Origin of the sequence: Amycolatopsis sp. NPDC051102 (genome assembly GCF_040682815.1) — a bacterium.
Taxonomy (GTDB): domain Bacteria; phylum Actinomycetota; class Actinomycetes; order Mycobacteriales; family Pseudonocardiaceae; genus Amycolatopsis.
Window position 1 is genome coordinate 19681 of sequence record NZ_JBFBBT010000023.1, and the last position, 23683, is coordinate 43363.

Below are 23683 nucleotides of genomic sequence, written 5' to 3' on the forward strand. Positions count from 1 at the left end.
CATGCACACGTCGCTGCCGGACTTCGACATGCCCACCGAAGAGCAGGTCCACCTGGCGGCGGAGTCGTTCCGGCTGCTGGCCGACCCGACCCGGATCAAGGTGCTGTGGGCCCTCCTGCAGGGCGAGTCCTCGGTGGCCTGCCTGGCCGAACTGGCGGGCGCGGCCCCGACGGCGGTGAGCCAGCACCTGGCCAAGCTCCGCCTGGCGGGCCTGGTGAAGGGCCGCCGCGAAGGCACGTTCGTCTACTATTCGGCGGCCGACAACCACGTGCGCGGCCTGCTGGCCCAGGCATTGCACCACGCGGACCACGTGGACCGCGGCATCACGTCGGGCGATCACGCCCACCTGCCGCGGTCCAGCTGATCGGCTCCTGCAGCTCGGTCACCCAGCCCGCCGGGTCCGCCGGGCAGTCCAGGTACGCCTCACGCTGCGGGCCGGCCGAGCGGCCGCCGTGGTCGTCGATCCAGCGCACCACCGCCTGCCAGCCGGGCAGGACGCCGTCGATCGCGCCGCGGTGGACAAGCGTTGCCGCGCGGACCGCCGGCAGGTCCGCCACCGCCAGGCCGTTGAGGTCGCCGCCGCCGACCGAGGCCGGGACCGCTGCGTGCACGACGACCTCGTCCTCCGCGCGCTGCTCGTAGTAGCAGGTCAGCCGTCCGGCCGGGGTGACGTCCGCCGCCGGCAGGCGGCGGCCGAGCTCGGCGCACAGCGGGTGGACGACCGGCCCGATCACCTCCGGCGCGAAACCCGCCGCCATGCCCGTCAGCTCCACCACCCGCATGGCAGGTAGCTCCTTGACGACGACGTCGTGGGCGGACGGGCGGCCTTCCGCCTCGATCGTCCGCAGCCGGGCCTCGACCCGCGCCAGCCGGGCCGCGCCTTCGGCCAGCGCGGCTTCCAGCTCCGCGCGCCGCAGCGCGAGCATGCCGCGCACCTGCTCGACCGTGACCTCGTCGGCCAGCAACGTGGCCACCTGCTCCAGGGTGAACCCGAGGTCCTTCAGCGCGACGATCCGGTTGAGCCGCGCCAGCTGGCCCGCGGTGTAGCTGCGGTAGCCGGTCGCGGGGTCGACGCGCGCCGGCCGGAGCAGCCCGAGCGCGTCGTAGTGGCGCAGCATCCGGACCGAAACCCGGCCGTGGCGGGCGAAGTCACCGATCGAGAACACGGCCCGATCCTGCCCCAGGCGGGACGAAGCCGCCGACGACGTCCGCGGCGAGGTCCGCGAACGTGATCGCCGTGTCGTCCTCGTGCGCGGGCCCGACGACCTGCAGCCCGGCCGGCAGGCCCTCGCCCACCGGGGCGCTGAGCGACGGCAATCCGGGCAGCGACGCCTGCGCGATCCAGAACACCTGGTCGTCGTAGCGGTCCCGGTGATCGTGGGGCAACGCCGTGGTGAACACCGTCGGGCAGAGGAAGACGTCGACCCCGGCCAGGTACCGGGCCCAGGCGGCGGTCAGGGCCGCCCGCCGCTGTTCCTGTCCGGCGGTCCCGGCCGGTTCCCGGCCTTCCTGGCTCGCGAAGAACAGCTCCACCTGGAAGCCGAAAGCCTCGGCCTGGACGACCGGGTCGACGTCGGCCGGCCAGCCCTCCCGGACCCGCACCCCGGCGCGGGCCAGCGCGTCGACGGCGTCCGACAGCGCCGCACCGACCTCGCCGGTCACCGGGCACGCCGGGTCGTCGAGCACGACACCGACGCGGAAATCGCCGAGCCGCGTCTGCCGTGCCGGCCGCAGCGGCCCGCCGGTGACGCGCAGGGCGAGCCGCAGGTCGGCCGCCGACCGGGCCAGCGGTCCGGCCGCCGAGGGGAATTCGCGGGGGAGCGGCGCGGGTGGTCCCGGCGGCTGGAACCCGCGCAGCGGCACGGTGCCCGCGGTGGGCTTGAGGCCGTAGACACCGCAGTAGGCGGCCGGGATCCGGATGGACCCGGCCAGGTCGGAGCCGTACTCGAGGTACGTCAGGCCGTCGGCGAGCGCGGCCGCGGCGCCGCCGCTCGAACCGCCCGGCGTCCGGGCGGGGTCCCGTGGGTTGAGCGTCCGCCCGTGGAGCGGGTTTTCGGTCCGGCCGAAGTCGGCGAGCAGGTGGTGCACGTTCGACTTGCCCACGACGATCGCGCCCGCGGCCCGCAGCCGGTGCACGACCGCCGCGTCTTCGTCCGCGACGCAGTCCGCGAAGGCCGGCTCGCCCCAGGTCGTGGGCAGGCCCGTCGCGGCGAAGGCGTCCTTGATCGTCATCGGGACGCCGTGCAGGGGCCCAGTGTCGTCGCCGCGTGCGACCGCCCGGTCGGCCTCCGAAGCGGCTTCCAGCGCGGCTTCGCGGCAGGTCGCGATGACGGCGTTGACGGTCGAGGCGTCGATGCGGGCGAAGAGCTGTTCGGTCAGGGCGCGCGAGGAGAGCTCGCCGCGGCGGATCCCGGCGGCCACCTCGGTCGCGGTGCGGAAAGGCGTCATGGCTCCGGGGTAGTGCCTGACACGGTGTCAGGGTCAACGGGTTTCCGCGGCCCGCCGTTCCGGGTAGCCCACGGGGGTGATCGCCGTCCGAACCGCGGGCGGCGTCGCGTGGCGGAGGGAAAACCGATGACCGCACCCCCGGTGTCACCCGAGCCTGTCCAGCCCGACCCGGTTTTCCCGGGCGAGCCCGGGCCGCCCGCTCCGGTCCAGCCGCTGCCGGAGCCCGGTGTGCCCGTGCCCGACCCGCTGCCGCCGGAGCCGAAACCCGGACCGGACCGCGAGTAACTACGAGGACGAGATCATATGAGTTTCGTATGACATCGTGTACTGTCGCGGGCATGACAACAGCGCAGAACTACCGGCGGATGGTCAACGCCGGCAACCGGATCGTCGTGGGGTTGCAGCGGCTCGGCGTCGCGTTCGGCCCGATGCAGCTGCTCACCGTGCCCGGGCGGCGCACCGGTGTCCCGCGCACGTTCCCCATCGCCGTCCTCCCGATCGACGGCGAGCGGTACATCGTCCAGGCCTATCCGAAGGCGGCCTGGGTGGCGAACGTCCGGGCCGCGGGCGAGGTGACGCTCACCCGCGGCCGTCGCTCGTCGGCGGCGCGGCTGGCCGAGCTGCCCGTCGAGGAGCGGCGGCCCGTGCTGCGCAAGCTGGTCGAAACGAGCCCGCCGAGCGTGGGAAAGCGGTTCGTGACGACCGGCTTGGCCGACGAGCCCACGCCGGAGGGGGTCGCCGCGGCTGCCGGGCGCATCGCGGTCTTCCGCGTCGAACGGGCCTGAATCAGCGGCCTTCGAGCGCGCGCAGCAGCTGCTCGGCGGCACGGCGTGCGGCGGGCCGGGGAGTGATCGTCCGGTCGCCGTCCGGCTGGGGCGCCGGTGCTCCGGCGAGCAGCTCGACCAGGGCGACGGCGAGCTCGCGGACCTTGACGTTGCACTCCTGGCTCGCGCGTCGCAGGGTGGACCACGCTTCGTCGGGGTCGCAGCGGCGCAGGGCGATGACGATGCCTTTGGCCTCCTCCAGCGCCGCTCGTGACTGCACGAGGTCCAGCATCTGCTCGGTGCGGTCCGGCCGGGCTGCTTCGGCGACGACCAGTGCCATCGCGGCAAGCCGTTCGTAGCGCCGCAGCACGTTCACCGTCTCCTCGGTGGCCGGGCGGGCGAGCGTCACCGAAAGGACCAAGCGTCCTTCGCTGTCCCAGGTGACGGGCAGCGCCGCGACCCCGCGCACGCGCGGCCAGTCCGCCGCGAACCCGGGGTGCTGTTCCCGCAGGCCGCTCAGCGTCAGGGCCGGCCAGCGGTCGTCGGCGAAGACGTCGGCGGTCACCGTCGGCGCACCGGTGCGGCCGGCGGCCGGGACCGGGCCGTCGAAGCCGTTCAGCTGCGCGGGCACGAAGGCGGTGTCCGGACCGTACGTGGCCGCCGTGGACCACGGGCCACCGCGCGGGTGCACCGACACCGCCGCGCCGAGGGCGCCCGGCACGTCCGCCGCGATCCGGGCGAGCAGCTCCTCCAGTAACGGCGTCACGGCGGGCTTCGCCGACGTTCCGGTCACCGCAAACCCTCCTCGGCGCGGTGGAGGCGGGGCCGGGGCAGCGCCCGGCCCCGGTCGGGCTCAGGCTTCGATCTGCGTGCGGTCGCCGGCGCCGCCGATCTCGATGCGGCGCGGCTTCGCCTTTTCGACCACGGGGATGCGGACGGTCAGCACCCCGGCGTCGTAGTTCGCGGTGATGTGCTCGGTGTCCAGGGTGTCGCCGAGGAACAGCTGGCGGGAGAACACGCCGAGCCGCCGTTCGGAGACGTGCATCCGGACGTCGTCACCCGTCGGCAGGGGCCGTCGTTCGGCCTTGACGGTGAGGACATTGCGCTCGACGTCCAGCTCGACGGCGCCGGGGTCGACGCCGGGGAGGTCGAAGCACACCACGAACTCGTCGCCGGCGCGGTAGGCGTCCATCGGCATCGTGGCCGGTTTCGACCAGGTGCCGGCGCCGAAGGCCTGCTGGGCGAGCCGGTCGAGCTCGCGGAACGGGTCGGTGCGCATCAACATGGGATCCACCTCCTGGAACTTGACAGCACTGGTGTCAACACGCGCCTCTGTTCTAGCATGTCGTCAAAACGATGACAAGAACCAGGTCGTCGAAAGGATGACGATGGACGGAACCGATCCCGCCGGGGAACTCCGGCGGATTCACGAGGTCGTCGCGGCCGCGCGGGCCGGGGCGGCGGACCGGGACCAGTTGCTGACCGCGTTGTCCGGCCTGCGCCTGCTGCGGGAGGAGGTCGCGGGCTGGGAACCGGAGCTGATCACGGCGGCCAGGGCGGCCGGCGCCAGCTGGGTCGCCCTCGCGCCCGCGCTGGGCGTCGCGAGCCGCCAGGCCGCGGAACGGCGGTACCTGCGGCTGCAGCCGTCGCACACCGGCGAGACGACCGGCGAAGCGCGGGTCGACGCGGAACGCGACCGGCGCGCGGGCGATCGGGCCGTCGCCGACTGGGCCCGCCGCAACTCCGCCATCCTGCGCCGGATCGCCGGCCAGGTCAGCGCGCTCGACGGCCTCGGACCGGCCGCGCAGGAGAGCGCCGACCGGATCGGCGCGGCGCTGGGCGACGACGACCCGGCGACGCTGCTCCCGCCGCTGGCCGCCGCCTGGCCGCACCTGGCCGGCGCGCACGCCGGGCTGGCGGAGGAACTCGGTGAGATATCGGCCCGCACCGACCAGCTCCGCCGCGACGCCGCCGGTAACCGCCGCTCGCGCGACTGACGCCGGGTTTGCCCGGCTCCCGGCCGGGCACCCGCTGCGCGAGCGACGGAAGGACGTGCGTCATGACCGCCACACCCCCGGATCCGGACCCCCGCCGGACGCCGGACCTCGAACCCGGGGGCGGCGTGCCGCCGGGCAGCACGCCCCCGGACTCCGCGCAGACGTCGGGGTTGTCGCACCCGCAGCCGATGCCGTCCAAGGCGATGCCGGTGCTGTGGCTGGTCCTCACCGGCGTGCTGGTGCTGATGGTGGCCGCGCTGGTGCTCTCGCTGGCCGTCGGCTGGCTGAGTGTCTGAGACCGCGGGAGAACGGGTACTCGCGGGACATGGACGACACTCCCGACCGGACGGAAACCCGGGCCGAACTGCTGCCCGAAGAGCAGGCCGTCGACAGCGCGGACCCCGAGGGCCAGGCCCGCGAGGTCCTGCGCGACTCCGATCGCCGGACCGAGCACCCCGAGGCGACGCTGGGCCGCCGCAAGCCCGAAGACACGGTTTAGCCGGCGGTCACCGACGTCAGCCGCGCCTCCGTCCGCTTCTCGCCCCGGAGCAGGAGCACCGCACCCAGGCCGAACACGGCCACGACGGCGAAGAAGTAGAAGCCCCACGGATAGGCGACGCCCGCGGTCACGAGCGCGCCGGTGACGAACGGGCCGAGGATCGAGCCCAGCCGCCCGACCGCCGACGTCAGCCCGAGCGCGGTGCCCCGCGCCTGCGCCGGGAACGCCTGGGCGACGTAGCCGTAGATCAGCACCTGCGCCGAGAACACGAACACGCCGGTCAGCAGCACGACCGTGTTCAGCAGGACCGCGTTGCCGATGCGCAGGCTCAGCGCCGCCAGCAGGACGGCACCGGCGCCGAACCAGATCCGCGCGATCGGGCGGATGCCGAACCGGTCGGCGATCGTGCCGGCCAGCACCAGCCCGAGCACCGCGCCGATGTTGAGCACCAGCAGCAGCGTGATCGACGTCGAGATCGGGTAGCCCGCCGTGCGCATCAGCTGCGGCAGCCACGTGTTGAGCCCGTAGACCAGCAGCAGCCCCATGAACGAACCGGTCCACACGGCGATGCTGATCCGCCGGAACCGGGGGCCGAGCAGGTCTCGCAGGTGCACGCGCTCCGCCGTCTCGCGGGCCTCCAGGTAGGCCGCGGATTCCGGCAGCTTCCACCACATCAGCGGCACGGCCAGCAGGCCGACGATGCCGCCGCCGTAGAACAGCAGGTGCCAGTCCTCCTTCGCGTACAGCGCGAGGATCGACGTCAGCACCGCGCCGACGTGGTAGCCGGTCATGGTGAACGTGCTCGCGCTGGCGCGGCGCCGCGCGGGCAGGTTCTCCGACATCACCGTCAGCGCCACCGGCATGCACGCGCCGAGGCCGAGCCCGGCGACGAACCGGAAGACGCCGAAGGTCGCGACGTTCGGCGCGAGCGGCGTCAGCAGGGTGAACAGTGAGAACAGCAGCACCGAGCCGATCAGCATCACGCGCCGGCCGAACCGGTCGGTGAGCGGGCCGAGGGCGGCCGCGCCGACGGCCACGCCGATCAGCGACACCGTCGCGACCAGGGTCGCGCCGGCCGCGGTGAAGCCGAGGTAGCCGCTCTTCAGCAGGGTCGGGATGGTGGCGCCGAGCGCGACCAGGTCGTAGCCCTCGAGCAGGACGGTCAGCCAGCAGAGGACCGCCGTCCACACGGGACGGGCGGGAGACGTCGTCATTGCCGTGCTCCTTCTAGAAGGGGTAGCCCGCGATCTCGGCGCGGACGGTCAGCCACTGCGTTTCGGTGAAGGCTTCGATGTTGGCCTTCGCCCCGCCGAAGCGGGAGCCGTTGCCGGAGTCGCCGACGCCGCCGAAGGGCGCGGTCGGCTCGTCGCCGACGGTCTGCTCGTTGATGTGCACCTTGCCCGAACGCACTTCTTCGGCCAGCGTCATCGCGGTGCCGACGTCGCCGAGGATGCCGACGGACAGGCCGTACTCGGAGTCGTTGACCAGCCGCGCGGCCTCGTCGAGGTCGCGGTAGGCGCGCACCGGCGCGACCGGGCCGAAGATCTCCTCGCGCCACGCCGGGCTCGCGTCGTCCAGTCCGAAGAGGACGGTCGGCGGGTAGAACGGCGCGTCCGGTTTCCCGCCGGCCAGAACCTGCGCGCCGGCCGCCACGCTGCGGTCGACGACGTCGGTGACGTGCGCGAGCTGCCGGTCGTCGATGATCGGGCCGAGCGCGACGTCGCCGTCGGCGGGGTTCCCGACCGGCAGCCGGCGCGCCTTCTCGGCGAGGGCTTCGACGTATTCGTCCACCTGGGACTCGTGGACGAGGTGGCGGCCGGTCGTCATGCAGATCTGGCCCTGGTGCAGGAACGACCCGAACGCGCCGGCGGAAGCCGCCTTGGCGACGTCGGCGCCCGGCAGCACGACGAGCGCGTTGTTGCCGCCCAGCTCCAGGTGCACGCGCTTGAGCGAGCGCGCGGCGGCTTCGCCGACCTTCCGCCCGGCCGCGGTCGAGCCGGTGAACGACACCACCGAGACCTCCGGCGCGTCGACCACCGCGGCGCCGACGGCGGCGTCCCCCGGCAGCAGGTGCAGCAGCCCCTCGGGCAGGCCGGCTTCCTCGAAGACGCGCAGGATGCTGACCCCGCCCGACACCGCGGTGCGCAGATCGGGCTTGAGCAGCACGGCGTTGCCGAGCGCGAGGGCGGGCGCGACCGAGCGGATCGCCAGGATCAGCGGGAAGTTGAACGGCGAGATCACCGAAACCACCCCGGCCGGCACCCGCCGGGCCAGCGACCAGCGCGGCTCGCCGGTGCTCAGCACCTCGCCGAGGGGATGGGTGGGCAGGGCGGCGGCCTCGAAGCAGATTCCGGCCGCCATCTCGGTCTCGATCCCGGCCTTCGGCCGCGTCGAACCGGCTTCGCGGACGATCCAGTCCTGCACCTCGGCGGCGTGCGTCTCCCACAGCTCGCCGGCGCGGCGCAGCACGGCGGCGCGTTCGGCAGGCTTGCGCCGGGCCCAGTCGCGTTGCGCCTTCGCCGCCGCCATGGCAGCTTCCGCGACGTCGCCGGAGGTCGCGACGCCGACGCGGCCGAGGGTTGCGCCGGTGGCCGGTTCGACGACCGGGTGGGTCCCGCCGGAACCGCGGGTGAAGTCGTGCTCGAGCAAGGTCATGATCACTCCGGGGAGGTCGGTTCGGTGTCGACCTGGATCAGCCGCGGGCCGTCCGGGGTCGTCTTGAGCTGGGTGCGCAGGTGTTCTTCGTCGGTGACGGTGGTGGCTTCGACGCCGTAACCGGCGGCGATGGCCGTGAAGTCGAGGCCGGGGATCTCCGTGCCGGGCACGTCCGGCGTCCCGAGCAGCTCGCCGAACCACCGCAGCGCGCCGTAGACGCCGTTGCGCAGGATCACGAAGGTGACCGGGACGCGGTACTGCGCCGCGGACCACAACGCCGTGATGCCGTAGTTCGCCGAGCCGTCGCCGATGACGCCGACGACCGGGCGGTCCGGGCTGCCCATCGCGACGCCGACCGCGGCGGGCAGGCCGAAGCCGAGCCCGCCGGCGGCCGGGAAGAAGTAGGAGCCTTCGCGGCGCAGGTCCATCTGGCGCCACCAGGCCGAGTTCGTCGACGTCGACTCGACGACGTAGCGCGTGTCGCCGGGCTGGGTGTCGCGCAGGGCGGCGAACACCTGCTCCGGGTGCAGTGCTTTCCCGCCGGTCCTCGGGGCGGGGTTTTCGACGTGGCCGGCTTGGGTGGCTCGGCCGGGCACCTTGGCCAGCAGGGCCTCGATGACCGGCGCCGGATCGGCGACCAGCGCTTCGCCCATCGGCGCGCGGGCCGCGGCGCCGAAGTCGTCGGTCACCTGGATCAGCCGGGTGCCCGCGGGCAGGAACGGGCCGGGGACGTGCTGGTGGTAGCGGAACACCGGCGCGCCGAGCACGAGCACGACGTCGTGCCCGGCCAGCGCGTCCGACACCGGCGCGATGCCGGCCGGCAGCACCCCGCGGAAGAGCCGGTGCCGGTTCGGGAAGGGCAGCCGGTGCGGCGAGGGCGCCACCCACGTCGGCAGGTCCAGGTGCTCGGCCAAGGCGACGGCCCGGTCGAACAGGCCGCCGGCGTCGATGTCGCCGCCCAGCACCAGGGCCGGGTTCTTCGCCGCGGCGATGCTCGCGGCCAGGTCGTCGAGCTGGGCTTCGGTCGGGGCGAGACCTCGTTGGACCTGCCGGTCGAGCGTGGCGGTCTCGGTCAGCTCGGCGGCCCAGTCGTCGTAGGGCACCGAAAGGTAGGTGGGACGCCGGTGCAGCTCGGCCTCGAACACCGCCTGCGCGAGCGACCGCGGGACGTCCGCGGCGCAGCTCGGCTCACCGGCCCACGTGACCAGGGGGCGCATCAGCTGGGTGGCGTCGGTGTTGGCGAGCATCGCCTCCATCCCGATCGCCGAGCGGACCTGCTGGCCGGCGGTGAGCACCAGGGGCGTCCGCGAGTGGACGGCGTTGGTGAGCGCGCCCATCGCGTTGCCGGAGCCGGCGGCGGCGTGCAGGTTGACCAGCACCGGGCGGCCGGTCGCCTGCGCGTACCCGTCGGCCATCCCGACGACGACGCCTTCGTGCAGGCCCAGGACGTAGCGGAAGTTCTCGGGCAGCTCGGCGAGGAACGGCAGCTCGTTGGAGCCGGGGTTGCCGAAGATGGTGGTCAGGCCACGGCGGTCCAGGAACTCGTGGGCGAGCCGGCGGGCGGTGGGCATCGGTGGGGCCTCCTCGAAGTTGGCCCGACCCTATGGAGCTGCGCGCCTGTGTTCCAATAAATGTTGGCGCGTAACTTCATCGATGGGATCGATAATGCAGGATTTCGACCTGAACCTGGTGCGCACGTTCGTGCTGCTCTACGAGACCCGCAGCGTGACCGCAACGGCCGAGGCCCTGCACGTCACGCAGCCGACGATCAGCTACAGCCTGCAGAAGCTGCGGCGCCGGTTCTCCGACGAGCTGTTCCGCCGCACCGGCGGCGGCCTGGCGCCCACGACGACGGCCCGGACGCTCTACGAACCGCTGCACAGCGCGCTGTCGGAGATCGAGGCGGCGGTGAGCGGCGCGTGGTCGTTCTCGCCGTCGACGGCCCGGGCGGCGTTCACGCTGTGCCTGTCCGACCTGGGGGAGATCTCGCTGCTGCCGCGCCTGATGGCGGCGCTGCCGGCCGCGGCACCCGGCGTGACGCTCACGGTCCGGCCGTTGGACGTCGACCGCGCGGCCGACCAGCTGGGCCGCGGCGAGATCGACGCGTTCATCGCGTCGTCGCTGATCAGCTCCCAGCGCGTCGCCCGGATCCCGCTGTTTTCCGAGGGCTACCTGGGCATGGTGGCCGCGGACCACCCGCGGCTTTCGTCGGCGGTCTCGTTCGGCGAGCTGGCGGCGGAGCGCCACGTGACGGTGTTCGGCCCGACCGGCCACGACGGCCCCCGCCGCGCGCTGGAGGCGTACGGCCTGCTGGACCGGGTGGTCCTGGAGGTGACGCGCTTCGCGGCGCTGCCGTACCTGGTCCAGGACGGCGAGCTGGTGGCGATGGTCCCGCGGCTGGTGGCGGAGATGTTCGCGGCCGAGCACCGAGTCAGGCTGTTCGAGCTGCCGATGGAGGTCGAGCCGGCCCAGGTGTCGGTCTACACGCGACACACGCACGCCCGCAGCCCGGCCCAGCACTGGCTGGTGGGCTTCATGCGGTCGGTGCTCGGTTAGCGCGTCTCGCAGCTCGCGCCGTCGAGGGTGAATCCGGAGGGCGAGGGGTTGCCGTGGTCGAAGGCGCCGTTGAAGCCGATGTCGACGGTCGCACCGGGGGCGAGGGTGAGGTTGTAGGAAACCGCTTTCATGGTGACCCGCGAACCGCTCTGCGAGAAGTCGCCGTTCCAGCTGTGCGTGACGCGCTGCCCGGCGGTGAAGGTCCAGGTGACGGTCCACGGCGAGAGTGTCCGGCTGCCGGTGTTGGTGACGGAGACACCGGCGGTGAAGCCGTTGTCCCACTGATCGGTGACGGCATACCGGACAGAGCAGGCAGAGCTGACAACGGGCGGCGGCGGTGGCGGCGCGGCCGTCTTCTTCGTAGTCGTCGAGGGCGTCGTCGTGGGCGCGGCAGAGGTCTGCCGAAGCACGGTGGGCACCGGCGTCGCACTGGCGGAAGGGCCCCGGGAAACGGTGACCGGAGTGGTGGTGGCAGGCGCAAGCGGCCCAGGAGCCAGGGCGGCCTGCCGCCCGGGCGAGCTCTCGGAGGTGACGGCAATGATCACGAGGCTCCCAAGGACGACAACGGCCCCACAGAGAGCGGAGACCCACCGAATCCGCCGCCCGGCCCGCTGCTGAGCGGCAGCGGCCTCCCGCGCCCGCTGCTCGAGCCGTTCCCGATAGCCAGCACCGGTGTCGTCATCCCGAACCCGCAGATCGGGAGCGGATTCCGACAGCGCCCGCGGAGTGGCCCCGGTCTCCCGAAGAAGATCATCAACGGAGAACCGATCCCCACCCGCCCACCGCCCGGCCCGCGCCATAACGGAACCTCCAGTCCCTGAGGGCGCTAGAACGCGCAGTCTCGCGGGCCGAATCCTAGGAAGCCATGGCGCTCTTGTAAACCACGAGGTTCCGGTGGTCCGGTGCCGGGATCACCGGGGTACGTGCCAGGAGTTTTCGGGTCTGGATCGATGCAGAGGAGGCAAACTTGACGATCATGCCAGAGAGGGCGGGGGAGCGGATCCGCACCCCCCTGAACGAGGGAGAGGAGGGGCCGTATACTCTTTCTTCAGCAGGTCCGAGTGGCGGAATGGCAGACGCGCTAGCTTGAGGTGCTAGTGCCCTTAACGGGCGTGGGGGTTCAAGTCCCCCCTCGGACACCAAAGTGGTCACGTTTGAACCCCGGTCCCGGTTGGGTCCGGGGTTCGTTGTATCGGCGGGAAGTGGGCCGTGCGGGCGCTGTATGGCGTCCTCGGGCCGCACCAGTTCCAGACCGGCGCTCCGTGCGCCGGTGGGCCGTCCCCGGCCCCTGCCGGGCCGCGAACGGGTTTCGATCTTGGCGACTTCGCCGTCCTTCGGCTCGGCCAGCTGTGCGGCAAGGTCGGGCGCGAGAAGGTGGGCGAAACCTTCGGTCAGGTCTGCGCCGTGCACCTGGTCGTCAATGATCCAGAAGCGGGCGAAGACGGCTTGGTTGAGTTGTCGGCGTACGTCGAGCGGAGCGCTGACGTACAGTCGGTGTGCGTTGGCGCAGAGTAGCAATGCTTCCTCGACCACCTTCATGACGGCCTCGATCTCGGTCGAGCAGTGGTCGATGATCTGCTGCGCCTGGCCAAGCTCGCGGGTGATGCGTTCCTGCTCAGACTTGAGGTGTTCGAGCGAGATGGCTTCGGCGTAGCGCATCTCGATCAGCTTGAGCTGTTGGTTTTGCAGTTCCTTCCTGCGCTTCTCCTGTCTGTCGAGCTCAGCTCGATTGCTGTGTTGTCGGCTCACGAGCCCCGCCATGACCTGCTCGCGGATGGCCGCGATACGGCTCTCGGTGAGCTGGACGCGGGACCAGTAGTCCGCAACGGCTGCTTCGACGTCACTGATCAGGATCGTTGACTGGGTGCAGCTCTCCTTCTTGGCACGGCCGAGGCAGTAGAAGTACGGGTAGATCGTGCCCCAGCGGTTGCGAGCGTTCATGACCCCGAAGCGACCACGGCACTGGCCGCAGAAGATCGAGCCTTTCAGGTAGTGCGGGTGCTTCTGGACCTTCTCCCGTGCCGCAGCGCGGGCGGTCCGAACGGCCTGCACCTGCTCGAAGGTCATCGTGTCGATGAGCGCCGGATGCCGGCCGTCGTACTCGACGCCCTCGTAACTGACGTAGCCGATGTAGTAGCGATTGACGAGCATCTTGTCGATGTGCTGGTAGCGCAGCGGGCGTTCCGGGAGCTTTTTCGTGGCCGGGATGCGCAGCCCTCGACGGTTGAGTTCGTCGGTGAGCTGCCGCATGGTCCACTCGCCGGTGGCGTAGGCGCTGAACATCCACTGGATGAGCGGGGCGCGCTCCGGGTCGACAGCGACGGTGCGAATTTCGCGTCCGTCGATGCGTTCCCGGACGTTGCGGTAGCCGAGAGGGGCGTGACCGGGTGTGCCGCCGGACTTGGCCTTCTGCCGCATACCCTTCTTGGACTCGGAGGCCAGGTTGGCGGAGTAGAACTCGGCGATGCTCGCCATGATCCCGTGCAGAAGCTTGCCGGAGGGTGTCTCGTCGATGTTCTCCTTGGAGGAGACGAACTGCGCTCCGGCCTTGCGGACGGCCATGTTGATCAACACGTCGTCTTCCCGGTTACGGGCGAGTCGGTCAACCTTGTCCACGATGACGAAGCTGATGACGCCCAGTTCGCGGATGAAGCTGAGCATCGCTTGGAGTTCGGGACGGTCGGCAGTCTTGGCAGATTCAGCCGCGTCGACGAACTCCGCCACGATGACCGCACCGAGCTGTTCGGCCTTCTTCTGGTTGGCGTCGCGTTGGGCCGCGATGGACAGGCCCTCTTCGTCGTAGCCGGTTTCCGTCTGCGCCTTGGTCGAGACGCGCAGGTAGCTGACGGCGAACTTCATGTCTTCGGGCAAAGGCTGCGTCAGGTCGAGAAGTATGCGCATAGCGCTGTCCCTTCATGGGTGGTCGGTGGGCTGAGGTGAGCGGGTACAAGACCGGCTCCTTTCGGGGTTGTCGAGATAGGGAGGGAGCGCATCTGGTGGGTTGGAGGGCCGCGTTCACGGTTTCGTGGTCGATGTCTCATGCCGACCACGCTTTCGGCCGCTCGTGCAGACAAACGTTCTGCCATGAACTGTAATTCGCCGGAGCTTGGTTGACGGCAAAGTTGACGGTGACGCATCCGAGTTTCCACGTCTGCCTACGCCTTCGTGATACCTGATTTATATAGGTAATTCGGTCTGGTAAGGGGGCGTGGATGGGCCTCTTAAGCCGCGTGTCCTGGGTTCGAGTCCCAGGTGGCCCTCCAGATAGAACTTCGCCGATTAGGTGGAGTTTTTTCTTTTCTGACGGCAGGGTTTGACGGCTACCAGAGTTCGCTTCCACGAACTGTCCGGTGAACAGATGGTCGTCTACCTTTTCTAAGGCATCTCGCTTGTTGGTTAGACTTATGTGTTCGTAGATGCGCGTTGTATGCACGCTGCTATGTCCGAGGACAGCCTTGATGTCAAGCTCGGACACCTCAAGGTTCATCAGAACAGTAGCGTTCGTGTGCCGCAATTCGTGGAGCTTGATGCGTCGTATGCCGTTCTTCTCGCAAATGCGGTGGAATGAGCGGTAGAGGTTACGCGGTTCGATTGGGGCTCCAGTCCGCGTCGTGAAGACAAGCTCGTCATCGCTACCTTTGCCTCCCCACTTACTCTCGGCTGCTAGTCGGGCAGCAGCTTGCTGGCTCCGCTGCCTAATCAGCACCTCGCGCGCGGTCTGCACTAGCGGCTCGTCTCGCTCGCTGGATTCGGTTTTAAGCGGTACCTCCTGTAGCTGTTTGCCGATTCGCTGAATCTGTTGCCTAATGCTAAGCACTCCCTTGTTGAAGTCCACGTCTCGCCATCTGATTCCAAGCACTTCGCCACGACGCAGGCCGTAGAGGGAGATTAGGATGAAGGCATGGTATAGCGGGTCTGATCGAGCTGCCTCTAAGAAGGCGAGAGCTTCTTCGGTAGTCCAGTATTGGCCCTCATTTGGTTTATAAGACTCTGGAACTTCTGCCAGCTTCGCAACGTTACGAAGTAGATATTCCTTGCGCATCGCGTGGGTTAGCGCTGCGCGGAGCACTTTCTTTACTTGGTATAGCGTGTTGCGGCTACGATCTTTTGCAAGAAGTTGGCTATAAGCATCCTCAACCATGCGGACGGATAGCTGGTGCAGTGATTTTTGACCCAGGACAGGTTTTATATGGAGCCGGACTACTGGTTCGTATCTTCTATGGGTGTTGAAACGTCGTTTCTTCTCGACTTCGTGATCGAGCCAGTAGTCGAGGTAGTCGCCTAACTTCCAGGTGCGATCTGGCAAGCGGATACCCCGTAGTGCCTCTGCTTGCGCTTCAATGAGCTTCTGTCGCGCTTCCTCTTTCGTTTTTCCATAGAAGCTTCGCCGTTTGCGTCGATCGTCTATGGTGTCGAACCAGGCCGCAGCTTCCCATCGTCCACCCCCGTCCTTGCGTTGGTAGTAGGTGCCTTCACCGTTAGAGCGAGCCATTACGCAGTTGCCTCGATAGTTAGCTTCTCGACCAGGGCGCGAATAGCGCTGCGTGGAATCAGGCGGCGACTGCGCAGCTTGATGCTGGCAAGTTGACGTGAATGGATGTACTGGTAGAGGGTCCACTTGCTGACGCGCAGCTCGGCGCACGCTTCGGCTACGGTAAGCAGGTCATCGGAACCCTCGGCCGTGGTCCGGAAGTAGGTTGGTAGGTAACTTTTGATCATAGACATTCCTCCCTTATGGTGTTGTTGTATTAAGTTTGGGTTGCGCTACGGGTAGGCGTCGGAAGTAGTTACGAACTGGGCGGCCGATTGCAGGTAAGCGGATGCTGCGAAACTGGGGCTCTATGAGGCCGACCTCTTTTAGTCGGATGCCCATTGCGGCCTCGGACACATGAAACTTGGCGGCGAGCGCTGTTTGATCTTGAATGCCGCTCGCCCAGGCCCGTTTGAGCCAGTTGCGTGGCATGAGTAGGCACGCTGCGAAGTAGTCGCAAATTCTCTCTGTCAGGTAATCGCGCTCTTCCTCGGTTTTCCCGAGCTTGCTGTAGATGACCCCTATGTACGGGTGGTCCAAAATGTGCTTAAATTCGTGGCTCAGAGTAAAGCGACGCCGAGTAGTGCTGTCGTCTCGGTTGACGACAATAAGCCAACGGCCACGGCTCCAATTTGAGAAGCCAAGTATGCCTGTGCCGCGAAGAGCGGAATCGACTTTGACTTCTACTAGTGGCAGCTCGGTAATGAGTCCGACGTCAACGGCCGGCGCGTGCTGCTCAAGCAGCTCAAGCAGCTTTGTTGCCTGTCGTTCCGCGATGCTGCGAGCCTCGTGCTCTTCGAGAGGCCGAACCGGCATGAGAGAGCGAAGCTGCTTAATGATTGGTTGTGGGATGTCGTTCATAAGCAGTCTCCTCTCTATGAACAGTTAGTTGTTGTGTCTGTCGATAATCTCTTGAATCTCCTGGGTTGCCTCGTCGAGTTGTTCGCCTCGAAGCCCGAATTTCTCTCGTAGGTAGAGCTTGGTACTTGGCAGTCCACGTGGCCGCACGACGCCTATATAGGCGAGGGCGTCAACAATGCTGAGTTCCAGTACCCTTGCCAGCTGTTGAACCTGTTCGGCCGAGGGCTTCTCGATCTGGTCCTTCAGTAGCCGATTGACTGTAGATTCATGTACGCCACTCGCGCTGGCTAGCTGACGATGGCTAAGTCCTGCTTGTTGCCGCCCTTGTTCAAGGTACTGACCGAGTGTACTCGGTAATGGTTTTTCACTTGCTTTCATAACTTCCCCTTGAGTAAATTTATACACCGGGTGTTTCGTTTTCGAAACAGTGGAATTGACAACGATCACGAATTGTCGCGTTCAGTCTCTGGTAGTTCGCGTATTTTTCGCAACAACTCGCTTGCTCGTCCGGTGCCCACGTGCAGTGCCTTCCGCAGCTCGTCGCGCGTGATCGGCTTGCCGTGCTCGGCGCGGTGGGCGTCGTCAGCGGCGCGAGCAGCTTCAAGGAGGTCGTCCCCGCTGGCATCGGTCCCGTCCTGGTGCTCGTACAGCTCCGTACCGAGCGGTGCGGCTTCGTCCTCGTCGTCCTGGACGCGCAGGACAGCCAGGTGCGAGAGCAGTCCGAGGACGGCGGGCGGGACGGCCCCGACGAGCACGACGATCGGCCACGTCACGGCGAGCACCTTCGCGGCAATCAGGTGCCACGCGGCGTTGCCGATCAGCGACAGCCCGATAGCCCCGATTGCGTTCCAGCGCGCGAACCGGCGAGCCGCCGTTGAGCCGGTGGCCTTGGACAGCCACACGCGGGTAGCGGTCATGGCGTAGGCGTCGACCGTGAACGGCATGAGCGGCGCCAGCGCGTCCGGCCAGCCAGTCGCCGTTGCCAACGAGCGGAGACCCGAGAAGCTGCTGACGGCCGCCGCGCAGGCGGTGATGGTCATGCCCGCGATCACCCACCAGTCGCGCGGTCGCTCCCTACTCATGGGTGGCCTCGCTGAGTTCCGCGGTGAGCCAGCCCACGGCCTCGTCGTGCAGCACCACGGCGAACAGCTCGTCGGCGGGAGGGGGCAGCTTGGTGACGACACTGGTCATCACGTCACGCCGTTCCAAGGTCGGCACTGTGACGAGGACGCGCGGCACAACGTCACCAGGGCCGCGCTGCCCAAGGCTCACGAAGTCGATGTAGGCGAGGAACTTTCCGCGTAGCGTGGGCACGGCCTCGGTGGCGAGATCGACCTCCACCCACCAGTGGTCGGTGAACTCACCTGCGGAGATCGACAGGTAGGCGTCCGGCTTCATCCATCCGCCGGCCCCGTTTGGCCACCAGGCGGCGGGCTCGGCCTGGAAGTCGTCGAGCGTGAAGCCCTCCGCTCTGGCGCGTTCGACCAGCTGCACGTACAGCTCGCTCGTCGCCAGCGTGTGCGCCACGAAGCGCTCTCCGATCGGTCCCGGTCGTCGGATGCGCTCCTTGGTCTGCGACAGGTTGCGGCGAAGGCGGAGCAGGCGCTCCCCGGCGGTGTCCAGCGCGTAGGTGAGCTGCGCCGAGCCGCGGAGGCTTCCGCCCACGCGACGGGTGAGCGGCATGAGCGCCTGGGCGTCGACCAGCCGCTTGAGCACTCGCCAGCGGACGACGGATCGGCTCTTGCCGGTTAGTTCCGCGAAGTGCAGCCGTTCGAGCTGGAGGCCGGTCGCCAGCCGGAGCAGGTTGACCGTCGTGAGGATCGACCACTCGCGTTCGGTCAGTGTCTCGGCCAGAGCCAGGACGTGTGCTGTGCTGATTCGGCGGGCGCGGGCGGTCATACCTGGTCCTCCTGAAGGACTAGGTGTTTCGTTGGCGCTATCGGCACTGGCACGCGGTTTGACGTCGGTGGCAGCAGAGCAAGGTGCCGAGCGATTCCAACGCCGAAACCAATACGCGACGTAGCCCGGTTCATGACGCACTCCCGCGCCGCGTGCGGCCGAGCTTGCCTGTCGCCGGAGTCTCGATGCGGGCGCGAAGCGCGGCCTCCACGTCGGCCCGAGCCACGCCGAAGCGCTGGCGACTCTGCCTGGCGAGCGCGGCCGGATCGTGGGTTGGCTCGCTGAGCGGGTGCGTGATACCGGTTGTCGGCGGACGGGTCTGGCCGTTGATGCTGGGCCGGATGGCGACCTCGTAAGCAGGTAGGCCCATTAGGTCGGCAGCGGTCAGCGCCGGGGCGAAGCGCTTCTCCAGAGTGCGAGCGTCGTCATGGTCGAGCTGGAAGGCGACTTGCGAGCGGGCCGTGCCGAGGACGGCGGCCTGCACCTGGCGGGGAAGCTGGTCGAGGTACTGGTGCGCCAGGGTCAGCCCGAGCCCGAGCCCGCGCGCCTGGGCCAGCATGTCGGCCAGCTCGCCATCGGTGCCGAGCCGCAGCACGTCTTGGAACTCATCCAGGTAGCCCCACGCCGGTCGGCGCTTCTCGGCGGGCACGGTGGCGCGGGCCAAGGTGGTCTGCCACAGCGCAGCCATGAGCAGGGAGCCGAGCAGGTGCGCTGTCTCGGTGCCGACCGTGCCCTTGCTGAGCGCGACCAGTACGACGCGACGCTTCGTGAACACGTCGGTCAGGTCGATACTGCTGCTCTGGCCGAGCATCAGGCGCAGTGACGTACGAGTGGTCAGGCTGCGCAGCTTGTTCATACTGGGGCCGATTACCTGCGCGCGTTCGCCTTCGCTCATGCTCTCGTAGGCCGACCAAAAGGAGCGCACCGAGTCCGGAACGCCGGCTTGTGCGGTAACGAACTTGCGGAAGGTCGGGTTGAGCAGCAGCTCGGGAACCTCGGTCAGCGCGAAGGCGGAACCGTCGTGGGCGCGAGTGTGGGTGAGCGTCAGCAGGCAAGTACGGAGCACATCACTCGTCCTCGGCCCCCAGGACGAGCGCCAGAGTTCCGAGAAGACATGCACGACGTGATCGACAACCAACTCTCGCTCGTGCTCGCTGCGACCGACTTGGAGGACGTTGAAGCCGATCGGGAAGTCGGTGGCGGACGGGTCGAGGACGATCACGTCCTTCGTCCTGGCATCCGGTACGCGGGCCAGGACGTCTGACACGAGGTCGCTCTTGGGGTCCATGAGCACCAGGCCGTCGCCCCGCTCGATGTCCTGGAGCGCCGCGTTGGCGATGAGCGTGGACTTGCCCACGCCGGTCGGTCCGATCAGGTGCAGGTGACGGAGCCGGTCATCGGTACGCAGAGCCAACGGCCGGTCCTGCGCACCGGGGAAGTTGCTGGCCGCGAGTACCAGCCCAGAGCGCGCCATGCCTTCGGGCGGGGGCAGCTGCCGGGCGCGGCCGAGTTCCAGTCCCGGAAGGTGCACATTGCCGAGCGGGAAGCCGAGCAGTCCAGCCACCTCGTGGGTGTTGAGGCGCATCGGCCAGACGGTCAGCGGCACGGCGCGCCTCTGGAGGCGTCCGGTCACGATGGGCAGCGGTAGAAACCGCGGGAGAACCGAGACGCCGGGAGCGTCCAGCATCTTGAAGGCGCTCGTCACGCGGCCGAGCAGGTTCACGGCCCGAGCGCGCGACGGTGCCGATACAGATACGCGGGCCACTGCGTTGAAGACCGGCGCAGCGTTCTTGGCGCGCACTGCGCGGGCCAGCTCGCCCGCGTCATCCTTACTCGGCAGGAAGACGCGACCGCCGGACAGCAACCACTGCACGTGTACCGCTTCGCCATGCGCAAAGGGGTGCAGGCCGGAGAGCAGGGAGGTTACGGCGGCCTGGGCGCGGTCGGCGGCGAGTGGGCGCCGCGAACTCGTCAGCTTGAACTCACGCGCCGCGCGCACCGCCGGCCGCGACTCGAGGTAGTCAGGCAGGAGGTCGGCGCGAACTCCGGGGAGCGCCGAGCGGAGCCGGGCCAGGGTGCTCGTCTCGTGCGACCGAGTCGTGAGCAGGTAGAACGCGATGCCATCGCGCGTGGCTTCGATCTCGATACCGACCGGCCAGTGGTGGGAGTCAGCCGCGACAGACGCCAGCCAGCCACTGACCTGCTCGGCGGTCAGGCCGGACGGTAGCCGGAGCTGGTAAGCGACCAGTCGACGACGCCAGCTCACGGCGTCGAGCCAGCGTGCGCCGAGGATCAGGCCCAGGATCGCGAGGCCGCCGAGAGCGAGGAGGACAGCCAGCATCATGACGGCCGCTCCTGTTCAGGTTCGGCGGCGGCCGGCTGGGCGGAGTGGTCGGCTGCGGCCTTCAGGCTCAGGGTGTGCAGAGCGAAGGCGATGAGGGCATCAGCGAAGCGCTTGATGTCGAGTTGGGCGCGTCGTTCGCCAACGATGCGGATTTTCTTTCGAGGTTTGTCCATAGGGAGCCTTTCCGTTAATTAGGGCTGCGTGAAGCAGCCGAGCTTGCGAAAACACGGATGCACTCCCTTCTTGTTGTTATGGAGCGGATGAGCGGACGAGTCGAGCCGTCAAAATTACAGCTGCGGGTTCACCGAAGAAGGCGGCTGTCAATTCCGCAGCACGCGGGCTTTCCGCCTAGCGTCGCCTGATTCCCCGGAAGATGAACCAGTAGACGACTCCCAAGGCGACCACCGTCACGAGGACCGGGACGAGCGGCGCGAGCAGCCAGTAGGCCACCCGCGCCACCCCTGCCACCAGGAGCACGAGCAGCAATGCACCGAACACACTGGTCAGGAGCTTGCTGAACATCCCCGAGTGCATGACCTGTCCTTAGCTGTAGTCGTAGGTTTCGAGATCGAGTGCTCGCAGCTCCTCCATGAGGTGCCGACGCTGGAACCGAATCTGAACGGGTCCGTCCACGTCGTTCTGACGCAGCCGCCGCCACGACTTCATCACGACCTGGTAGCGACGCCGCCGGGCTCCGCGGTACGGCTGATGGTGGCTCATCGCCACTCACCGCCCCGCTGGTGGCGTCGTGCTTCGGCGTCCAGCTCCTCCTTGGTTCGCCAGAAGGCCAGCCCGAGCCGGTTGGCGGTCCGGATGGCGTTCATCTCCCGGTTGACCTGCGACTTCTGGCGCTCGATGTCCTCCTGCTGGTCTTCCGTACGGACCTCCATCCAGCACCACCCGATGCCGAAGCCGAGACCGAGGAGTATTGCCGCGAACAGGACACAGGCGATGACCGTGTTCATGGCCGCTCCCGCTGCTGCCGGAGCACGCCGACCGACCGTCGCACCAGGTCGCCCATGGCGGACATGGCGCGCTCCGTGACCATGCCGGTCGTGTCGCGCTGGACGTCCACGACGTGCTGGAGTCCGGCCAGCCGAGCTTCGAGCTGGGCTTCCCGCTCCGACCGCTGCCGACGTCCCAACCAGAGGCCGAGAGGGAAGGCGATGCCGGCCGCGACCAGTGCGGCCAGCCCGCCGATGACCAGGGCACTCATCGCTGCCCCAGCTTTCTCACTTCGTCGGCGGCCAGCATGGCGAAGCTGTCCACGATGTGCTTGTAGCGAGCTTCGCCGAGCGGGGCTCCTTGGATGAGTTCTTCCTCGTGCTTGGAGAGTCGGGCGGCCAGCGACAGGCCAGTCTCGGTCACGAACGCGGCCAGCTCTACCCGCGTGTTCGCTTCGTAAGCGTCGGCCCGGGCGGCTGCTGCCCGAACCACCGCCAGCCCGGCTTGACGGTCCACGGCCCGCTGGACCTCGCGCGTCAGGCGCGCGGGTACCGGCGACTGGTCCTGGGACAGCAGGGCGTCACCGACGCGACGCATGAGTTCGTTGCTCATAGCTACCTCCTTCTGACGCTCGGCTGAGCGCCGCAGGAGTCAAGCTTGCATGGCTGACAAGTTTTCGTCAATGACAATCTGTCTGCCATGGTAGAGTGAAGAACGTGGAGCACCAGGGCTTTAGGCAGCGAGCAGCCGAGACCAAGCGTGCGCGAACCCGGCTGGCGCTGGTGACGGCAGCGCGCGAGCTCTTCGAGGAACGCGGCTGGCGCGACACCAGGCTTGAGGATGTGGCCAAGCAAGCCGGCGTCAGCGTCCCGACACTGCGCAACCACTTCAAGTCCAAGTACGCACTGGTGATGCGCGCTTACGGGCAGGTTGTAGCGTCGTTGATCGAGAAGACGGAAGGCCGCGTCTACGACCTGGACCTGGATGCGTCACAGATCATCAGTGAGATGCTGAAAATGTTTGTGAGCACAGCGGTCAAGAAGCGCCAGCTGACTATGGCGGTAGCGGCGGCACTGCTCGAAGAACCGTTGATCTCCTCCGAAGAATTCGAGGATATTGAAGCTGTCAAGGACGGCGGCTTGCCTGCGATCGCGGCAATTTTCGGTGAGCTTATCGAGATAGGTAAGCGAGAGGGCGCCTTCAATCCCGAGCTGAACGCTGACAGGGTTTCAGCCTATCACATCAGCGGCATCTTGCTCATGACAGCCATGAACTATGACATTACCGTCGAGGAGGCGGAGAGGCTTGTCCTTAGTCAGGTGATGCCCGCACTCAAGGCTGCACCAGTTTCTCGCGCAGATCCCGACGATGAATTTGATGATATGTCCGTGTGAACATGCGGCGATTAAAGCTTCTCTGGAATCCTCAACCACCTCTGGATGCGTTCTGCTATCTGGGTCGTCTCGGGACCTGTTAAGTTGTAAATTTCGTTAAGATATGTTATAAATTGACAGCTGGGGGCCAATTGGCTCCCACGTTCAAGCGCACTTTGCTTACACGCAAGCGGGATTCACTCTCGACCTCTCGGAGGCGCGATGAATTCCGACAAACAAGCGGCTGAGCGTTTACAGAAGCTCCGCCTTCACCTTGCCGATAAGACGAAGCGCATCGAAGCACTGCTTCAGCTCTTTGCGACTAATCCCACTCTGCCGATCGAGGCGATGGTGCGGGAGTACGGCGGCGTGCTTGATGCTACTGATGGTCGAGCATACCTACAACGAGTACAGCGGGACGCGGGCGCTGACGGTCTAGGATATCGTCAAAGGGCGGCCAGGACGAAACGAATTCGTACTCGTGAACGTCTGATAACGGCGGCAACGCAGCTCGTTGTAGAACGTCGGACAGAAGGCGGCAACTTCCTTGAGGCAGTTGCTCGGGTTTCGGGCGTGAGTGTGCCGACCATCTCCAATCACTTCCCCAGCAAGAACGATTTGCTGTGGGCTGTCTACGACCGCCTACTTCAGCCCATCCTCAACTCAACGACCAAAGGAAGGTAGCCAACAGGTCGTAAGGTCCAGTGCCTTGAACACCCATCAACCCCGCTCCGCGTGTAGCACCTGAAGTGCGCCGCAGATGAGCGGGGTACTTCAATTTCGGACAGAAATAATTGACTTCGCATGCCGC

At 67.8% G+C, this 23683-nt stretch carries 32 protein-coding genes, 1 tRNA gene and 1 pseudogene; 12 read left to right on the forward strand and 22 right to left on the reverse strand.

What is annotated here, in order from left to right:
• Position 1: 1 nt before the first annotated feature.
• Positions 2 to 364: a metalloregulator ArsR/SmtB family transcription factor gene (locus tag AB0M93_RS39875; protein ID WP_364284438.1), complete on the forward strand. Its 363-nt coding sequence runs from the start codon at positions 2 to 4 to the stop codon at positions 362 to 364.
• Here the strand turns inward: AB0M93_RS39875 and AB0M93_RS39880 are convergent.
• Both AB0M93_RS39880 and AB0M93_RS39885 read right to left on the reverse strand, forming a co-directional pair.
• Positions 324 to 1166: a MerR family transcriptional regulator gene (locus AB0M93_RS39880; RefSeq protein ID WP_364284441.1), complete on the reverse strand. Its 843-nt coding sequence runs from the start codon at positions 1164 to 1166 to the stop codon at positions 324 to 326. The genes AB0M93_RS39875 and AB0M93_RS39880 overlap by 41 nt on opposite strands.
• Positions 1150 to 2448 carry an amidase family protein gene (locus AB0M93_RS39885; RefSeq protein ID WP_364284444.1) on the reverse strand — a complete coding sequence of 433 codons (1299 nt, stop codon included), beginning with the start codon at positions 2446 to 2448 and terminating at the stop codon, positions 1150 to 1152. The genes AB0M93_RS39880 and AB0M93_RS39885 overlap by 17 nt, the downstream gene beginning before the upstream one ends.
• Positions 2449 to 2574: 126 nt before the next feature.
• Between AB0M93_RS39885 and AB0M93_RS39890 the strand changes: the two genes are divergently transcribed.
• Both AB0M93_RS39890 and AB0M93_RS39895 read left to right on the forward strand, forming a co-directional pair.
• Positions 2575 to 2733, forward strand: a complete 159-nt coding sequence (locus tag AB0M93_RS39890) for a hypothetical protein (RefSeq protein ID WP_364284447.1) — start codon at positions 2575 to 2577, stop codon at positions 2731 to 2733.
• A 53-nt stretch (positions 2734 to 2786) separates the two neighbouring features.
• Positions 2787 to 3233, forward strand: a complete 447-nt coding sequence (locus AB0M93_RS39895) for a nitroreductase family deazaflavin-dependent oxidoreductase (RefSeq protein WP_364284450.1) — start codon at positions 2787 to 2789, stop codon at positions 3231 to 3233.
• Between the two features lies 1 nt (position 3234).
• Here the strand turns inward: AB0M93_RS39895 and AB0M93_RS39900 are convergent, their stop codons facing one another.
• Positions 3235 to 4005 carry an ANTAR domain-containing protein gene (locus AB0M93_RS39900; protein ID WP_364284453.1) on the reverse strand — a complete coding sequence of 257 codons (771 nt, stop codon included), beginning with the start codon at positions 4003 to 4005 and terminating at the stop codon, positions 3235 to 3237.
• A 60-nt stretch (positions 4006 to 4065) separates the two neighbouring features.
• The gene (locus AB0M93_RS39905) at positions 4066 to 4497 is read right to left on the reverse strand and encodes an Hsp20/alpha crystallin family protein (protein ID WP_364284456.1); all 432 of its coding nucleotides are present in this window, start codon (positions 4495 to 4497) and stop codon (positions 4066 to 4068) included.
• A 103-nt stretch (positions 4498 to 4600) separates the two neighbouring features.
• Between AB0M93_RS39905 and AB0M93_RS39910 the strand changes: the two genes are divergently transcribed.
• From AB0M93_RS39910 to AB0M93_RS39920, 3 genes are all read left to right on the forward strand, one after another.
• Positions 4601 to 5209, forward strand: coding sequence for an HSP18 transcriptional regulator (locus tag AB0M93_RS39910; RefSeq protein WP_364284459.1), 609 nt, complete (start codon positions 4601 to 4603; stop codon positions 5207 to 5209).
• A 62-nt stretch (positions 5210 to 5271) separates the two neighbouring features.
• Positions 5272 to 5505, forward strand: a complete 234-nt coding sequence (locus AB0M93_RS39915; protein ID WP_364284461.1) for a DUF6480 family protein — start codon at positions 5272 to 5274, stop codon at positions 5503 to 5505.
• A gap of 29 nt (positions 5506 to 5534) precedes the next feature.
• On the forward strand, positions 5535 to 5708 hold the full coding sequence (locus AB0M93_RS39920; RefSeq protein WP_167344367.1) for a hypothetical protein: 174 nt from the start codon (positions 5535 to 5537) through the stop codon (positions 5706 to 5708).
• Here the strand turns inward: AB0M93_RS39920 and AB0M93_RS39925 are convergent.
• The 3 genes from AB0M93_RS39925 to mdlC are packed head-to-tail and all read right to left on the reverse strand — an operon-like array spanning position 5705 to position 9934.
• Positions 5705 to 6922 carry an aromatic acid/H+ symport family MFS transporter gene (locus AB0M93_RS39925; RefSeq protein ID WP_364284464.1) on the reverse strand — a complete coding sequence of 406 codons (1218 nt, stop codon included), beginning with the start codon at positions 6920 to 6922 and terminating at the stop codon, positions 5705 to 5707. The genes AB0M93_RS39920 and AB0M93_RS39925 overlap by 4 nt on opposite strands.
• A 13-nt stretch (positions 6923 to 6935) precedes the next feature.
• Positions 6936 to 8363 carry a benzaldehyde dehydrogenase gene (locus tag AB0M93_RS39930; RefSeq protein ID WP_364284467.1) on the reverse strand — a complete coding sequence of 476 codons (1428 nt, stop codon included), beginning with the start codon at positions 8361 to 8363 and terminating at the stop codon, positions 6936 to 6938.
• Between the two features lie 2 nt (positions 8364 to 8365).
• The gene (gene mdlC / locus AB0M93_RS39935) at positions 8366 to 9934 is read right to left on the reverse strand and encodes a benzoylformate decarboxylase (protein ID WP_364284474.1); all 1569 of its coding nucleotides are present in this window, start codon (positions 9932 to 9934) and stop codon (positions 8366 to 8368) included.
• A 94-nt stretch (positions 9935 to 10028) separates the two neighbouring features.
• On the opposite strand from mdlC, the gene AB0M93_RS39940 reads away from it, so the two are divergent.
• Positions 10029 to 10919, forward strand: a complete 891-nt coding sequence (locus AB0M93_RS39940; RefSeq protein ID WP_364284477.1) for a LysR family transcriptional regulator — start codon at positions 10029 to 10031, stop codon at positions 10917 to 10919.
• Here AB0M93_RS39940 and AB0M93_RS39945 read toward each other — a convergent pair.
• Positions 10916 to 11338, reverse strand: a complete 423-nt coding sequence (locus tag AB0M93_RS39945) for a cellulose-binding domain-containing protein (RefSeq protein WP_364284480.1) — start codon at positions 11336 to 11338, stop codon at positions 10916 to 10918. The two genes, AB0M93_RS39940 and AB0M93_RS39945, sit on opposite strands and share 4 nt — an antisense overlap.
• Positions 11339 to 11974: 636 nt before the next feature.
• Between AB0M93_RS39945 and AB0M93_RS39950 the strand changes: the two genes are divergently transcribed.
• From AB0M93_RS39950 to AB0M93_RS39960, 3 genes are all read left to right on the forward strand, one after another.
• A tRNA-Leu gene (locus AB0M93_RS39950) sits at positions 11975 to 12061 on the forward strand.
• Positions 12062 to 12128: 67 nt separating this feature from the next.
• Positions 12129 to 12434, forward strand: coding sequence for a hypothetical protein (locus AB0M93_RS39955; RefSeq protein ID WP_364284483.1), 306 nt, complete (start codon positions 12129 to 12131; stop codon positions 12432 to 12434).
• Positions 12435 to 12482: 48 nt separating this feature from the next.
• Entirely contained in the window at positions 12483 to 12779 is a 297-nt protein-coding gene (locus AB0M93_RS39960; protein WP_364284486.1) for a hypothetical protein, read from the forward strand.
• A gap of 12 nt (positions 12780 to 12791) precedes the next feature.
• Here the strand turns inward: AB0M93_RS39960 and AB0M93_RS39965 are convergent.
• From AB0M93_RS39965 to AB0M93_RS40030, 14 genes and pseudogenes are all read right to left on the reverse strand, one after another.
• Positions 12792 to 13820: pseudogene (locus AB0M93_RS39965) on the reverse strand (recombinase family protein); the annotation flags it as partial.
• A gap of 136 nt (positions 13821 to 13956) precedes the next feature.
• On the reverse strand, positions 13957 to 15411 hold the full coding sequence (locus AB0M93_RS39970; protein WP_364284489.1) for a site-specific integrase: 1455 nt from the start codon (positions 15409 to 15411) through the stop codon (positions 13957 to 13959).
• Entirely contained in the window at positions 15411 to 15638 is a 228-nt protein-coding gene (locus AB0M93_RS39975; RefSeq protein ID WP_364284491.1) for a helix-turn-helix domain-containing protein, read from the reverse strand. Before AB0M93_RS39975 ends, AB0M93_RS39970 begins: the two co-directional genes overlap by 1 nt.
• 13 nt (positions 15639 to 15651) lie before the next feature.
• Positions 15652 to 16311 carry an ImmA/IrrE family metallo-endopeptidase gene (locus tag AB0M93_RS39980; RefSeq protein ID WP_364284494.1) on the reverse strand — a complete coding sequence of 220 codons (660 nt, stop codon included), beginning with the start codon at positions 16309 to 16311 and terminating at the stop codon, positions 15652 to 15654.
• A 24-nt stretch (positions 16312 to 16335) separates the two neighbouring features.
• Positions 16336 to 16758 (reverse strand): helix-turn-helix transcriptional regulator, encoded by a 423-nt coding sequence (locus tag AB0M93_RS39985; RefSeq protein ID WP_364284497.1) that lies wholly within the window; start codon positions 16756 to 16758, stop codon positions 16336 to 16338.
• A complete protein-coding gene (locus AB0M93_RS39990) occupies positions 16755 to 17351 on the reverse strand; it encodes a DUF2637 domain-containing protein (RefSeq protein WP_364284499.1) in 597 nt (198 codons plus the stop codon). Before AB0M93_RS39990 ends, AB0M93_RS39985 begins: the two co-directional genes overlap by 4 nt.
• 34 nt (positions 17352 to 17385) lie before the next feature.
• Complete coding sequence (locus AB0M93_RS39995; RefSeq protein ID WP_364284502.1) at positions 17386 to 18210, reverse strand: replication-relaxation family protein; 825 nt, start codon at positions 18208 to 18210, stop codon at positions 17386 to 17388.
• A gap of 130 nt (positions 18211 to 18340) precedes the next feature.
• Positions 18341 to 20554: a type IV secretory system conjugative DNA transfer family protein gene (locus AB0M93_RS40000; RefSeq protein ID WP_364284504.1), complete on the reverse strand. Its 2214-nt coding sequence runs from the start codon at positions 20552 to 20554 to the stop codon at positions 18341 to 18343.
• On the reverse strand, positions 20551 to 20727 hold the full coding sequence (locus tag AB0M93_RS40005; RefSeq protein WP_364284507.1) for a hypothetical protein: 177 nt from the start codon (positions 20725 to 20727) through the stop codon (positions 20551 to 20553). The genes AB0M93_RS40000 and AB0M93_RS40005 overlap by 4 nt, the downstream gene beginning before the upstream one ends.
• Before the next feature lie 175 nt (positions 20728 to 20902).
• Entirely contained in the window at positions 20903 to 21088 is a 186-nt protein-coding gene (locus AB0M93_RS40010) for a hypothetical protein (RefSeq protein ID WP_364284510.1), read from the reverse strand.
• 9 nt (positions 21089 to 21097) lie between these two features.
• Positions 21098 to 21274, reverse strand: coding sequence for a hypothetical protein (locus AB0M93_RS40015; protein ID WP_364284513.1), 177 nt, complete (start codon positions 21272 to 21274; stop codon positions 21098 to 21100).
• Positions 21271 to 21519 (reverse strand): hypothetical protein, encoded by a 249-nt coding sequence (locus AB0M93_RS40020; protein WP_364284516.1) that lies wholly within the window; start codon positions 21517 to 21519, stop codon positions 21271 to 21273. Before AB0M93_RS40020 ends, AB0M93_RS40015 begins: the two co-directional genes overlap by 4 nt.
• Positions 21516 to 21770 (reverse strand): hypothetical protein, encoded by a 255-nt coding sequence (locus AB0M93_RS40025; RefSeq protein ID WP_364284519.1) that lies wholly within the window; start codon positions 21768 to 21770, stop codon positions 21516 to 21518. Before AB0M93_RS40025 ends, AB0M93_RS40020 begins: the two co-directional genes overlap by 4 nt.
• Positions 21767 to 22111: a hypothetical protein gene (locus tag AB0M93_RS40030; RefSeq protein ID WP_364284522.1), complete on the reverse strand. Its 345-nt coding sequence runs from the start codon at positions 22109 to 22111 to the stop codon at positions 21767 to 21769. The genes AB0M93_RS40025 and AB0M93_RS40030 overlap by 4 nt, the downstream gene beginning before the upstream one ends.
• Positions 22112 to 22206: 95 nt before the next feature.
• On the opposite strand from AB0M93_RS40030, the gene AB0M93_RS40035 reads away from it, so the two are divergent.
• Both AB0M93_RS40035 and AB0M93_RS40040 read left to right on the forward strand, forming a co-directional pair.
• Positions 22207 to 22893, forward strand: a complete 687-nt coding sequence (locus AB0M93_RS40035; protein ID WP_364284525.1) for a helix-turn-helix domain-containing protein — start codon at positions 22207 to 22209, stop codon at positions 22891 to 22893.
• 201 nt (positions 22894 to 23094) lie between these two features.
• Positions 23095 to 23556 carry a TetR/AcrR family transcriptional regulator gene (locus tag AB0M93_RS40040; RefSeq protein ID WP_364284528.1) on the forward strand — a complete coding sequence of 154 codons (462 nt, stop codon included), beginning with the start codon at positions 23095 to 23097 and terminating at the stop codon, positions 23554 to 23556.
• Positions 23557 to 23683 lie beyond the last annotated feature (127 nt).